Raw genomic sequence first — 12621 nt, 5'->3', positions numbered from 1 at the left:
CGCACGCCCACCCGTCACCCGACCGCCACCCTCCACCGAATCGCTACGCGATGCTTCACTCATTGGATTCCCTTTCCTTTGGCACGCCGAGCCCGGGCCCGAGGCGGTCGAGAGCCAGTTCCGCCAGCGGCAGTTCGACGCCGAGTCGCGCGCCGAGATCCAGGGCCAGGCTCAGATCCTTTTCGCCGAGATCACGCACATGGCTCAGGATCGGCAGCCAGAAATCATTCGGTTCGATCGGCGCGGTGCGGTCGCGCAGCATGATCGCGCCGGGGCCGCCGGTGACGGCGTCCGAGTGCCGGACGACATTGCCCAGCACGGTGATATCCAAATCCGCGGCTTCGGCGAGCCGCTGCGCCTCGGTGGCGGCGGTGAAGGCGATGAAGTGCAAGAGGTTGCGCGCCAACTTCATTCGGGTGCCCGCGCCGACCGGTCCGGCGTGCACGACCAGATCGGCGAAGCAGCCGAACGGTCCGCGCACCCGCTCGAACGCCGTATCGCTGCCGCCGACCATCACCGCGAGCTTGCCGCGCGTCGCCCCGGCCGCACCACCGCTGATCGGTGCGTCCACCAATTCGACGCCGTATTCGGCACATTCGCCCGCCAACTGTTCGGCGGTCCGGTCGCTGATGGTGGAGTGCACGGCGATTACGGTGCCCGGGGCGGCCGTTCGCAATACCCCGTCCGGTCCGGTGACCACGGCCCGCACTTGCGCATCGTCCAGAACGGTCACCGAGATGACGGCCGCCTTCTCGGCGATTTCGGCGGCCGAAACCGCCGATGCCGCACCGGCTTCGGTCAGCGGCGCGACCGCATCGGGGCGCATATCGCAGACGGTGAGTCCGCCGGGCCAGGACAGCAGACTCTTGGCCATCGGTGCGCCCATATTGCCCAAACCGATGAACCCGACCGGCAATTCGCCAGCCGTGCCGATAGTTCGCTCGCTGCGCTCACTCATGACCGGAACACTTGTCCGCCGTCGACATTGAAGATCTGCCCGGTGACCCAGCTCGCGTCGTCCGAGAGCAGATACAGGCAGGCGCCGACCAGATCATCCGGTGTTCCCATTCGCTTGAGCGGCAACCGTTTCACCATATCGTCGACGATGACGCTCGGTGTCACGGTTTTGGTGGCTTCGGTATCGATGGGGCCGGGTGCGATGGCATTGATGCGGATGTTGGAACCGCCGAGTTCGAAGGCGAGTTGCTGGGTCAGGCCGTTGATACCGACCTTGGCCAGGCCGTAGAAGCTGGAGTAGGTCCATGCGGCCGTGGAGGACTGGTTGACGATCGATCCGCCGCCCGCCTTGACCATGTGCTGCCACACCGCGCGAGTCATATTCAGCGCGCCGTCCATATTCACGCTCATGAACTTCTTGTAGTAGTCCCATGGCACGCTGAGCAGCAGGTTGAGTTTCATATCGCCGTAGATGGCGGCATTGTTCACCAGATGGTCGATCGCGCCGAATTCGCGGACGGTCAATTCGGCGAGGGCGGTGGCCGATTCCGGATCGGCCACATCGACCTCGCCGAAGATGGCACTGCCGCCGCCGGCGGTGATCTCGGCCGCGACGGCCTTACCGCGTTCGGCATTCAGATCGGCGACAACGACATTGGCGCCTTCGTTGGCCAGCGCCTTGGCGTATGTGGCGCCGATGCCTTGGGCGGCGCCGGTGACGATGGCGGTCTTTCCCGGGAATCGAGTCATGAAATCAGCTCCTAATAATTATCCGGCGGTCGCGACGAGCTTGGTTTCCAGATATTCCTCGAACCCGGCGACGCCCATTTCCCGGCCGATGCCGGATTGTTTGTAGCCGCCGAACGGTGCGTCGGCGGAGTACCAGATGCCGCCGTTGACGCCGATCGTGCCGGTCCGAACGCCATTGGTGACGTGCCGAATTCGGTCCGGGTCGGTGCCCCATACCGAGCCGGAGAGCCCGTACGGTGAGTCGTTGGCGATCCGGATCGCATCGTCGTCCCCGTCGTGCGGTATCACCACCAGCACGGGGCCGAAGATTTCCTCGCGAGCGACCGTCGCGGTATTCGGCACATCCGCGATCAGGGTGGGTTCGATGAAGTACCCGCGCTCGCGGCCCGGTGGTCGGCCGCCGCCGACTACGATCCGGCCGCCTTCGGCGCGCGCGATCTCCAGATACCGCTCCACCCTGGCCCGCTGGCGTTCGGAGATCAGCGGTCCGCAGACGGTGCGCGCATCGGCCGGATCACCGGGCACAATGCTCGACAGAGTGGCGGCCGCGGCCTGGATGGCTTCGTCGTATGCCGCGCGCGGCACCAGCAGTCGGGTCGTGAGGGCACATCCCTGTCCCGCGTGCACGGCCACCGAGAACGCCGCCACCGAACAGGCTCCCGCGATATTCGCATCGTCGAGCACGATGAATGCCGATTTGCCGCCGAGTTCGAGGAAGGTCTTCTTCAAAGTCGTCGCCGCGCCCGTCATTACCGATCTACCGGTCTGGGTCGAACCGGTGAAGCTGATCATGTCGACGCGCGGATCGGTGGTGAGCTGCGCGCCGAGACCGTGATCGGTGGAGGTCACGATATTGACGACGCCGGGCGGAATATCGGTCTGCTCGGCAATGATCGCGCCGACGGCCGCCGCACACCACGGGGTATCCGGGGCGGGCTTGAGCACCACGGTATTTCCGGCCGCGAGCGCGGGACCCAGTTTGGCGAAATTGATCTGGTGCGGGAAGTTCCACGGCGTAATGGCACCCACCACGCCGACCGCCTCCCGGCGCAGCACCCGATGACTTTTGATGCCCATGGGGGTCGCGGTGCCGAGATCGGTTTCCCAGCTGTAGGTTTCGGCCAGCGATGCGGAAAAGGACAGGTCCGCGACCGGGCCTTCGAGTTGCGGCCCCCTGGTCAGCATGGTCGGTGCGCCCGCCTCGGCGACGGTGATCTCGCGCAGTTCGTCCACATTTGCCTGCAATGCGGTGTGCAACTGTTCGAGGCAGCGGGCGCGGAAGAGGTGATCACGCGACCAGTCCGTATCGTCGAAGGCGGTGCGCGCGGCCGCGATGGCCGCGTCCATATCCGCGCCGTTCGCATTCGCGGCCTGACCGATGACGGCTTCGGTCGCCGGGTTCACCGTCGCGAAGACGCCGTCCCCACCGGTGACCAGTTTGCCGCCGATCAGCAGGCGCGAACCGTCGGCGGGCAGGATGCTGCGCCCACCCGTCGCCCGATCACCGCCGCTCACCGAATCGCTGCGCGATGCTGCATTCATAAAGGCTCCGATACTGTCTGGACAGGTGTACGGAATATAGTCTCGCTTCGCTCCCATGCGCAAGAACCCGTTTCAGAACTGCGCTCGCAAGCTAGCCTGAGGGCACCCGAGAAGAACTACCAGCCATTGTTCGGCCCGAGCCTCATCCCTACACAGATTGTTCAGGAAACCCCTGTCGATTCCGGCGCGCCGCTGGTACCGTCCAGACACATGTCCAGCTATGTGTCTCCCATCAATGCCGCGGCACCGGTCATTGATGAGAACCGGTTCTCGAATTCCGGGTTATCGCGATGACGGCCGCCTCACTGGAGCCCCTGACCTTCGACCCTTACGACTACGCGTTCCACGAGGACCCTTACCCCACCTATGAGCGGCTGCGCACCGAGGCGCCGCTCTATCACAACGCCGATCTGGATTTCTGGGCGCTGTCGCGGCACGCGGATGTGACCGCGGCCTTCCGCGACAGCGTCCGCCTGTCCAGCGCCAACGGGGTCTCGCTGGATCCGGCGGCCTGGGGCCCGCACGCGAGTCGGGTGATGTCGTTCCTGGCCATGGACGATCCGCGGCACATGCGCATGCGCCGACTCGTCTACAAGGGCTTCACCCCCAAGCGGGTGGCCGAGATGGAAGACCGGATCAGGGCACTGACACTCTCCTACCTCGAACCGGCACTCGCGACCGGCGAGTTCGACTGGATCGACGAGGTCGCTGGCAAACTCCCGATGGATGTCATCTCCGAACTAATGGGCGTGCCCGAGGCCGACCGTGCGGAGATCCGCAGGTTGGCTGATCTGGTGCTGCACCGCGAGGACGGCGTTTTGGATGTCCCGATGGCCGCCGCGCAGGCATCGATCACGCTGCTCACCTATTACGCGGATCTGGTCGCCGCGCGAAGACGCGCTCCGACAATGGATCTCACCTCGGCGCTGCTGGATGCCGAAATCGACGGAGACTCCCTGTCCGATGAGGAGATCATCGGCTTCATGTTCCTGATGGTGGTGGCCGGTAACGAGACCACCACCAAACTCCTCGGCAATGCGCTGTATTGGAGTGCGCGCAATCCGGGCGAATACGCCAAGGTCGTCGCGGAACCCGAGCTTGTCACCGACTGGGTCGAGGAGACGCTGCGCTACGACACCTCCAGCCAGATGGTCGCGCGCTGTGCCGCGGTGGATATCGACCAGCACGGCCGGACCATCCCGAAGGGCGCGAAGGTGCTGCTGCTGATCGGTTCGGCCAATCGGGACCCGGAGGTCTTCACCGACGGCGACAGCTACCGCATCGAACGCACCGATAAGGCCGCAATGGCCAGTTTCGGTGCGGGCGTGCACTTCTGCCTGGGCGCACACCTCGCCCGGTTGGAAGCCACCGTCGCGCTGCGCGAATTCACCTCGCGCGTGCGGTCTTACGACGTCGTCCACGCCGGGATCAAGCGCGTGCACTCGAGCAATGTCCGCGGGTTCGCCAACCTGCCCATCATCGTGGAGGCCAAATAATGCCACGGTTCGAACCGAATCCGATGCGTCGACCGGCGATTGTGGCCGGGGCGTCCTCCGGTATCGGCGCCGCGACGGCCGAGGCGCTGGCCGAACTCGGGCATCCCGTCGCGCTCGGGGCACGCCGGGTGGATCAATGCGAGGCGCTGGCGGCCAAGATCCGCGCCAACGGCGGCGAGGCCTTCGCCCATCAGCTCGATGTCACCGACCCCGCATCCATCGACGAATTCGTCACCATGGCCGAAGACACCCTCGGACCCACCGAAATCCTGGTCTCCGGTGCGGGCGATATCGAATTCTCGCTGGTGCACGAGATGGAACCGGAACGGTTCCTGCAGCAGGTACAGGTGCATCTGGTCGGTGCGCACCGGTTGGTGCACCGGGTACTGCCGGGGATGATGCGCAGGCAGCGCGGTGATTTCGTCTTGATCAGCTCCGACTGCGCCGAGGAACCGCGCCCGCGCACCGGCGCCTACAGCGCGGCTAAGGCCGGGCTCGAGGCAATGGTCCAGCAGATGCGAATGGAGCTGGAGGGCAGCGGGGTTCGCGCGTCACTCGTGCGCCCGGGTCCGACGTTGACCGGCATGGGCATGAACTCCACGCCCGAGGTAGTCGGGCCGATGCTGGAGGACTGGAAGACCTGGGGTTTCGCCCGTCATCCGTACATGCTGCGTGCCGGCGATCTGGCCGCTGCGGTCATTGCCGTGGTCTGCGCACCGCGCGGGGCACATCTCGTGCTGATCGAGGTCCAGCCCGAGGCCCCGCTGCGTCCATTACCGAATGCCGAGGACGGGAGCCGACCTTGAGGATCATCGCCGATCTGGATCTGTGTCAGGGGCATGCCGTCTGCCAGGACGAAGCACCCTCGGCCTTCACCGTGCCCAAGCGCGGCAAGGTCGAAATCCTCGACCCGACACCGGGTCCCGAAGACCGCGCCGATATCGAACGCGCGGTGCGCTACTGCCCCACCCAAGCGCTATCGATCCGGGACGACGACCCCGCGAAAGGAACACGGTAATGCCAGATTTCGACCGCGCCGAACTCGACGAGATGGTCCGGCGCTGGGTGCTGGAGAACCAGCGCTGCGAGGAAAAGGGCGATTGGAAACCGCTCGCCGAGATGTACACCGAGGACGCGACCTACGGCTGGAACTACGGACCGACACAGGAATTCATGGCGGTCGGGCGGGCCGAGATCCGGGAACTCGCCCTCGGTCAGGAGATGGAGGGGCTGGAGGGCTGGTCCTATCCGTACCAACAGTTCGTCATCGATGAGCGCAGCGGCGATGTCATCGGGTTCTGGAAACAGATCAGCGATAACAAGCGACCCGATGGCCGCAACTACAGTCCGGAGGGTATCGGCGGCAGCTGGTTCCGCTACGGCGGCAACTACCAATGGACCTGGCAGCGTGACTTTTTCGACTTCGGCAATGTCTCGCAGTTGTTCGTGGAGATGATCCAGAACAATGCGCTGACGGCGGGGATGCACAAGCGCATCCAGCGTTCGGTCTCCGGTAAGACGCTGCCGGGCTGGTATCGGATCGGCGAAGCACCGGTTCCACTGTGGTGATATCGAGCTTCGACCGATTGTCGCGGGCCCAGCTGGCGACGCTGGTGCCCGAACTGCTGCTGTGCGGTCATCTGATCGACCGGTCCGGAATGGCGCACTCCATCGGCGCATTCGGGCGCGAGGGCATGGCGGCGGTCGCCATCGAGGAGTGGCAGCTGGCCAGTCCGGTCTACACCCGCCGCATGCGCCGCGCGCTCGATTTCGACGGCGATGACGTGCCGACGATCTTCAAAGGTCTGCAACTCGATATCGGTGCGCCGCCGCAGTTCATGGACTTCCGGTTCCGCGTCGAGGATCGCGATCACGGCGAGTTCTGGCTGGACCACTGCGGCGCGCTGGCGGATGTGGAGCCGCTCGGCGAGGAGTTCGTGGTCTCCATGTGCCACGACATCGAGGATCCGACCTTCGATGCGACCGCCCTCGCCACCAATCCGCATGCCCAGGTTCGGCCGATCCACCGGCCGCCGCGTCAGCCAGCGGACCGAAAGCCGGTGTGCGCGTGGACCGTCATCATCGACCCGACACATATTCCACCGCCCACACCGCCGAATGCCGAGGTGGTCGCCAATTCCCGAGCCGCATTGCTGGAGTTGGCCCCGATCGATAAGGACGATCCGGGCCAAAGCGATTACGCGGGTCCGCTGCTCAGTGATCTGCGCTTCGCGGACTTCTCCAAATCGGCGTTGGTGCGGATGGCCGACGAGGTCTGCCTGCAACACCACCTGCTCACCATCGGTTTCATGACTGCTGTGCGCGCTCGATCTGCCGACACCGCAACAGATATCGGCCGCAAACAATTCACGGGCATCGCCGGAATAACCTCCGAGCGGATTCGCAACGCACTCGGGCTCGGTGACGATCCAACCGCGTTGGCAGCGGTATTGCGTTTGCATCCGGCGTGGAATCCCTTGCCGTACAGCAAAATCGACGTCTCCGTCGCCGACGATGCGGTGCAGTTGCGGGTGCCGTGGCACAGCGATGCCAGCACTGACCGCACCTGGCCAACGCTGATTGATCCCGAGCATCTCGCACCACTGGAAGCCATGGTGCGCGGCGTGAACCCGCGATTCGGCGTCAGGTCCGCCGCCGCTGACGAACACGGCTGGACCGCTGAGATAGCTCTCGCCGCAGCGCCGTTCAAGGAGGCGACCGAGGTGGCCATTACCCGGATCAGCACCGGCGCCGCCTTCACCTTCACCGACCGCGGCATCCCGCTACCGCTCACCGTCATTCACTGAGAGTGAATTGCCATGTCCCACAACTTCGCCGACCTCTTCGAGCACGCGGTCGACGCGATGCCGCAGCGCACCGCGCTGATCGAGGGCGATCTCGCACTCACCTACGCCGAACTCGAGGCCCGCGCGAATCGGCTCGCCGATCATCTCGGCTCGATCGGCGTCGGCCACGGTACGCACGTGGGTTTCCAGATGCACAACGGCATCGAGACCATGACCACCCTCATTGCCTGTTTCAAGGCGCGGGCAGTGCCGATCAATATCAACTACCGCTACGGCGTCGAAGAACTGCGCTACCTCTATGACAACGCGGATCTCGAAGTGCTTGTGTGCCATGAGAAATACACAGACACGGCGCTGGAAGCACTCGCCGAAACGCCGTCGATCCGGGTGCTGATCGTCGATCGGCCACCCGCCGACACCATCGCCCCGGCAGACCTGTCCGCCTCGTTCGAGCAGGCACTGCTCAGCGGCTCCCCCACCCGCCGCGTCATAGACCGCAGCCCCGACGACCTGTTCATGATGTACACCGGCGGCACCACCGGCCGACCCAAGGGCGTCATGTGGCGGCAAGAGGATATGTGGCGGGTTCTCGGCGGCGGCATCGACTTCTACACGAATGAACCGGTTTCCGACGAATATCAACAGTCCCGTGTCGGCGCGCAGGGCGAACCGAGCACCTGGTTCGTGCTCCCGCCGCTCATCCACGCCGCCGCCATGATGCCGTCCTTCACCGCCCTGTGGTCCGGCAATGCCGTGATCTTCGAGCCCAAATTCGATGCGCGGCGAGTGTGGCAGGTGGTCGAACAGCGCCGCCCACAGATCATGGTGATCACCGGCGATGCCATGGCACGTCCACTGATCGATGCCTACCGTGCCGCACCGGTCGACGCCTCCTCGCTCGTCGCCATCGGCTCCGGTGCCGCGCTGCTGTCGCAGCCGGTGAAAAACGCACTGCTGGAATTGTTTCCGTCGACGATCATCTCCGATTCCATCGGCTCCTCCGAAACCGGTTTCGGCGGTATCGGTTTCGCGCAGAAGGACGACAATCCAGGCCGCGGTCCGCGGGTGCAGAGCGGGCGCGGCGCGATAGTGGTCGATGATGCGGGACGACCGGTCGAACCCGGTGCCGAGGGCTGGCTGGCCAAGACCGGCGCGGTGCCGATCGGCTATTACAAGGATCCGGAGAAGACCGAGCGACTGTTCAAGACGGTCGACGGTGCCCGGATCGTGGTGACCGACGATCGCGCCAGGGTCGAGCCGGACGGCTCGGTGACACTGATCGGGCGCGGCAATATGGTCGTCAACACCGGCGGCGAGAAGGTCTTCGTCGAAGAGGTCGAGAGTGTGGTCAAGGCGCATGAGTCCGTCTATGACGCGGTAGTGATCGGGGTACCGCACGAGCGTTGGGGCCAGCAGGTGGCCGCGGTCATATCCGTAGCGGGTGCCGAGGTGGATTTCGCCGCGCTGGAGCGCCACGTGCGCAAGCACCTCGCGGGGTACAAGGTGCCGAGGCAGATCTGGCTCGCCGACGTCGTTACGCGCGCCCCGAGCGGCAAGCCCGACTACCGCTGGGCACGCGAGTTCGCGGCGAGCCGCGCACCGGATCATCAGGCGGACTGAATATGCATTCGACCAGGTCATCCCCCATCAAGCCGCTGACAGTCGTGATGAGAACGTGTTCTAATTTGGGGGCATATGCCGTCAGCACGGAGAAGGTCCGATGAATACAACCGAAGCAAAGAAGGATTCCGCACCGGCGCTGCCCGCCCGGATCACCGAAACGTTGATCGGCAGGCTCACCGAAATGATCGCGGCCTCCGGCACCGCCGCTGCGTATTCGATGGTCGAGGTCTACACCGGCGCCGTGGTCGGCGAACTACCGCAATCGACGCCCGAGGACGTCGCCGCCGCCTATGCGACCGCACGCGCGGCCCAGAAGGAGTGGGCCGCCTGGCCGCTGCAGCGCCGCCTCGAGGTCTTCCAACGCGCACACGACCTGATACTCGCCGAATACGAAACCATTGCCGACCTGATCCAGATCGGCTGCGGTAAGACCCGCCGCATGGCCTTCGAGGAATCCTGCGATGTCCCGATGGTCATCAGCCACTACCTGAAGACCGCACGCCGGGCGCTCGCGCCCAAGCGGCGCGGCGGCCCGGTGCCACTGATCACCACCTCGACCGAGGAACACCGCCCCAAGGGCGTCGTCGCGGTCATCGCGCCGTGGAATTTCCCATTCGCCATCGCACTGTCGGATTCGATGCCCGCGCTGATGGCGGGCAACGGCGTCGTACTCAAGCCCGATAACAAGACCGCGCTGTGCGCGCTATTCGGGGTGGAGCTGCTGTATCGGGCGGGTCTGCCGAAGGGGCTGTTCCAGGTCGTCTGCGGTGAGGGTCCCGATGTGGGGCCGGCCTTGATCGACAATGCCGACTTCGTCATGTTCACCGGCTCCACCGCGACCGGACGGGTGGTCGGCGAAGGCGCGGGCCGCAATCTGATCGGCTGCAGCCTCGAACTCGGCGGCAAGAACCCGATGATCGTGCTGGACGACGCGAATCTCGACGAGGTGATTCCCGGTGCGTCATTCGCGGTCTTCGCGAATTCCGGCCAGGCATGTATGCACATCGAGCGGATCTATGTGCAGGACAAGTTGTATGACGAGTTCGTGCGCCGATTGGTCACAGCCGCGGAGGAATTGAACGCCGAGATCGGCGCGGCTTACGACTTCACACCAGAATTCGGTTCGTTGGTATCGGTGCAACATATGGAGCGAGTCGCGGCGCATGTCGAGGACGCCCGGGCGAAGGGCGCGACAGTACTGACCGGTGGCAAAGCGCGAGCGGATATCGGCCCGGCATTCTATGAACCCACCGTGCTGACCGATGTCACCCCGGAGATGACGCACGCGACCGCGGAAACCTTCGGTCCGGTGGTGAGCGTCTACCGGTTCACCGACGAGCAGGAGGCCATCCGGCTCGCCAACGACACCACCTACGGTTTGAATGCCAGCGTCTGGAGCCGAGACCTGGCCCGCGCCAACCGCATCGGCGCGCAGCTCGAGGCCGGGAATATCAATATCAACGACGGCTTCGTGACCACCTACGCCGCCAAGGGCACCCCGTCCGGCGGCGTCAAACAATCCGGCGTCGGCACCAGGCATGGCGATCAGGGCCTGCTCAAATACACCGACACCGTGAATATCGGCGTGCAGAAGCGCCAGGTCATGGCGGCCCGCGCGGGCCTGCCCTACGAGAAGCAACTGAAGACGACGCTGACGACGCTACGACTCATGCGCCGACTCAGGCTGCGCTGAAACACTTTTCACCCCAGGAGGTAGCTATGGCAGCGCCCGCGTTCCCGGCAGGCTTCGATTTCACCGACCCGGGGCTGTGGGAAAACCGCATGCCGGTCGAGGAATTCGCAACCCTGCGCCGCACGGCGCCGGTGTGGTGGTGCGCGCAGCCGGATGCGACCTCGGGCGGCTTTCGTGACGGCGGCTACTGGGTGGTCAGCAAACACGAAGACGTGAAGGAGATTTCGCGCAGCCCGGAAATCTACTCCTCGGCACAGAAGGGCGCGATCATCCGGCTGCCCGACGATGTCACTCCGGAGCAGATCGAACTCACCGGTGCGCTGCTGGTCAATATGGATGCGCCCAAGCATGCCAAGATCCGCCGGATCGTCTCCAAGGGCTTCACCCCGCGTGCGGTGGAGGGCCTGCGCGCCACGCTCGCCGAACGCGCGGCGCGAATCGTGCACGAGGCCAAGCGAAGCGGCGGCGGCGATTTCGTCCAGCAGGTGGCCTGCGAACTGCCGCTGCAGGCCATCGCGGAACTGCTCGGCGTACCGAATGACGACCGCCACAAGCTGTTCGAATGGTCCAACCAGACGCTGAACTACGACGATCCGGAATACGGCGACGCCACCACCGCCTTCGCCGAAATCCTCGGCTATGCCTGGAACATGGCCGAAGAGCGGCGCGCCTGTCCGGTCGACGATATCGTCAGCCAATTGGTGCATGCCGATGTCGACGGCGAAGGACTCGGTTCGGACGAATTCGGCTTCTTCGTCATCCTGCTCGCCATCGCGGGCAATGAGACCACCCGCAATGCCATCACCCACGGCATGAAGGCCTTCGTGGACCATCCGCAGCAGTGGGAGCTGTACCGGGCGCAGCGGCCGCGCACCGCACCCGATGAGATCGTGCGCTGGGCGACCCCGGTGAATGCCTTCCAGCGCACCGCCGCCCAGGACACCGAACTCGGCGGACAGCAGATCAAGCAGGGCCAACGGTTGGGAATCTTCTACAGTTCGGCCAACTTCGACGAGGACGCCTTCGAAAATCCGTTCACCTTCGACGTATTGCGCGATCCGAATCCGCACGTCGGATTCGGCGGCACCGGTGCGCATTATTGCGTCGGGGCGAATCTGGCGCGACTGGAGATCGACCTGATGTTCAATGCGATCGCCGATGAGATGCCCGAGATCAGCCAGGTCGCCGATCCGGTACGGTTGCGATCGGGGTGGATCAACGGAATCAAGAACTGGCAGGTGCGATACGAATGAATATCCGCAACATTCCCCTACGTACCCTCTCCGGCGCCCCGGCAACACTGGGCGAATTGGTCGGAGACAAGGCGGTACTGCTGGTCAATGTGGCCTCTAAGTGTGGGCTGACACCGCAGTACACCGGGCTCGTCGAACTTCAGAAAATTTACGGCGAACGCGGTTTCAGCGTGGTCGGGGTGCCGTGCAACCAGTTCATGGGCCAGGAGCCGGGTACCGCCGAGGAAATCGCGGAATTCTGCTCGACCACCTATGGCGTCGACTTTCCGCTGCTGGAGAAGACCGATGTCAACGGCGAGGACCGGCATCCGCTCTACCAGGCACTGGTAGAGACCGCGGATGGCGAGGGCACTGCCGGTGATATCCAGTGGAACTTCGAGAAATTCCTGATCGATCGCGAAGGTGCGGTGGTCGGCCGGTTCCGGCCGCGCACCACACCCGACGACGCCGCGGTCGTTTCGGCCGTCGAAGCCGTTCTGTAGCACCAGCAGCGGCCGGAG

General features: G+C 64.7%; 12 protein-coding genes. 9 read left to right on the top strand and 3 right to left on the bottom strand.

Annotated elements, in window-relative coordinates; translation table 11 throughout:
* Window positions 1–55: 55 nt before the first annotated feature.
* Genes ACIBJI_RS04450 through ACIBJI_RS04440 form a run of 3 tightly spaced genes read right to left on the bottom strand, consistent with a single transcriptional unit; the run spans window position 56 to window position 3249 of the window.
* Entirely contained in the window at window positions 56–958 is a 903-nt protein-coding gene (locus tag ACIBJI_RS04450; RefSeq protein WP_364344105.1) for an NAD(P)-dependent oxidoreductase, read from the bottom strand.
* A complete protein-coding gene (locus ACIBJI_RS04445; RefSeq protein ID WP_364344108.1) occupies window positions 955–1707 on the bottom strand; it encodes an SDR family oxidoreductase in 753 nt (250 codons plus the stop codon). Before ACIBJI_RS04445 ends, ACIBJI_RS04450 begins: the two co-directional genes overlap by 4 nt.
* An 18-nt stretch (window positions 1708–1725) precedes the next feature.
* On the bottom strand, window positions 1726–3249 hold the full coding sequence (locus ACIBJI_RS04440) for an aldehyde dehydrogenase (RefSeq protein WP_364344111.1): 1524 nt from the start codon (window positions 3247–3249) through the stop codon (window positions 1726–1728).
* A gap of 290 nt (window positions 3250–3539) precedes the next feature.
* Here ACIBJI_RS04440 and ACIBJI_RS04435 point away from each other — a divergent pair, with 290 nt between their 5' ends.
* The 9 genes from ACIBJI_RS04435 to ACIBJI_RS04395 all read left to right on the top strand — a co-directional run bounded on the left by ACIBJI_RS04435 (window position 3540) and on the right by ACIBJI_RS04395 (window position 12603).
* A complete protein-coding gene (locus tag ACIBJI_RS04435) occupies window positions 3540–4745 on the top strand; it encodes a cytochrome P450 (protein ID WP_364344114.1) in 1206 nt (401 codons plus the stop codon).
* Window positions 4745–5551, top strand: coding sequence for an SDR family oxidoreductase (locus ACIBJI_RS04430; protein ID WP_364344117.1), 807 nt, complete (start codon window positions 4745–4747; stop codon window positions 5549–5551). The genes ACIBJI_RS04435 and ACIBJI_RS04430 overlap by 1 nt, the downstream gene beginning before the upstream one ends.
* Window positions 5548–5763 carry a ferredoxin gene (locus tag ACIBJI_RS04425; RefSeq protein ID WP_396957135.1) on the top strand — a complete coding sequence of 72 codons (216 nt, stop codon included), beginning with the start codon at window positions 5548–5550 and terminating at the stop codon, window positions 5761–5763. Before ACIBJI_RS04430 ends, ACIBJI_RS04425 begins: the two co-directional genes overlap by 4 nt.
* Window positions 5763–6314: a nuclear transport factor 2 family protein gene (locus ACIBJI_RS04420; RefSeq protein ID WP_364344123.1), complete on the top strand. Its 552-nt coding sequence runs from the start codon at window positions 5763–5765 to the stop codon at window positions 6312–6314. The genes ACIBJI_RS04425 and ACIBJI_RS04420 overlap by 1 nt, the downstream gene beginning before the upstream one ends.
* Window positions 6308–7552 (top strand): hypothetical protein, encoded by a 1245-nt coding sequence (locus ACIBJI_RS04415; protein WP_397082996.1) that lies wholly within the window; start codon window positions 6308–6310, stop codon window positions 7550–7552. Before ACIBJI_RS04420 ends, ACIBJI_RS04415 begins: the two co-directional genes overlap by 7 nt.
* Before the next feature lie 12 nt (window positions 7553–7564).
* Window positions 7565–9172 carry an acyl-CoA synthetase gene (locus tag ACIBJI_RS04410; RefSeq protein WP_364344129.1) on the top strand — a complete coding sequence of 536 codons (1608 nt, stop codon included), beginning with the start codon at window positions 7565–7567 and terminating at the stop codon, window positions 9170–9172.
* Window positions 9173–9272: 100 nt separating this feature from the next.
* Complete coding sequence (locus tag ACIBJI_RS04405) at window positions 9273–10868, top strand: succinic semialdehyde dehydrogenase (RefSeq protein WP_396957140.1); 1596 nt, start codon at window positions 9273–9275, stop codon at window positions 10866–10868.
* 26 nt (window positions 10869–10894) lie between these two features.
* Window positions 10895–12121 carry a cytochrome P450 gene (locus tag ACIBJI_RS04400; RefSeq protein WP_364344135.1) on the top strand — a complete coding sequence of 409 codons (1227 nt, stop codon included), beginning with the start codon at window positions 10895–10897 and terminating at the stop codon, window positions 12119–12121.
* On the top strand, window positions 12118–12603 hold the full coding sequence (locus ACIBJI_RS04395) for a glutathione peroxidase (RefSeq protein ID WP_364344138.1): 486 nt from the start codon (window positions 12118–12120) through the stop codon (window positions 12601–12603). The genes ACIBJI_RS04400 and ACIBJI_RS04395 overlap by 4 nt, the downstream gene beginning before the upstream one ends.
* The last annotated feature ends 18 nt before the right edge of the window (window positions 12604–12621 follow it).

It is taken from the genome of Nocardia sp. NPDC050408 (genome assembly GCF_044458905.1).
Taxonomy (GTDB): domain Bacteria; phylum Actinomycetota; class Actinomycetes; order Mycobacteriales; family Mycobacteriaceae; genus Nocardia.
Note: the sequence above shows the minus strand (reverse complement) of the source record. Positions and strands in the feature narration are given on the sequence as shown.

Excerpts from the sequence above, each read along its gene's own strand:
- ACIBJI_RS04450 (WP_364344105.1), bottom strand. The coding sequence starts at position 958 with ATGAGTGAGCGCAGCGAGCGAACTATCGGCACGGCTGGCGAATTGCCG.
- ACIBJI_RS04445 (WP_364344108.1), bottom strand. The coding sequence starts at position 1,707 with ATGACTCGATTCCCGGGAAAGACCGCCATCGTCACCGGCGCCGCCCAA.
- ACIBJI_RS04440 (WP_364344111.1), bottom strand. The coding sequence starts at position 3,249 with ATGAATGCAGCATCGCGCAGCGATTCGGTGAGCGGCGGTGATCGGGCG.
- ACIBJI_RS04435 (WP_364344114.1), top strand. The coding sequence starts at position 3,540 with ATGACGGCCGCCTCACTGGAGCCCCTGACCTTCGACCCTTACGACTAC.
- ACIBJI_RS04430 (WP_364344117.1), top strand. The coding sequence starts at position 4,745 with ATGCCACGGTTCGAACCGAATCCGATGCGTCGACCGGCGATTGTGGCC.
- ACIBJI_RS04420 (WP_364344123.1), top strand. The coding sequence starts at position 5,763 with ATGCCAGATTTCGACCGCGCCGAACTCGACGAGATGGTCCGGCGCTGG.
- ACIBJI_RS04410 (WP_364344129.1), top strand. The coding sequence starts at position 7,565 with ATGTCCCACAACTTCGCCGACCTCTTCGAGCACGCGGTCGACGCGATG.
- ACIBJI_RS04405 (WP_396957140.1), top strand. The coding sequence starts at position 9,273 with ATGAATACAACCGAAGCAAAGAAGGATTCCGCACCGGCGCTGCCCGCC.
- ACIBJI_RS04400 (WP_364344135.1), top strand. The coding sequence starts at position 10,895 with ATGGCAGCGCCCGCGTTCCCGGCAGGCTTCGATTTCACCGACCCGGGG.
- ACIBJI_RS04395 (WP_364344138.1), top strand. The coding sequence starts at position 12,118 with ATGAATATCCGCAACATTCCCCTACGTACCCTCTCCGGCGCCCCGGCA.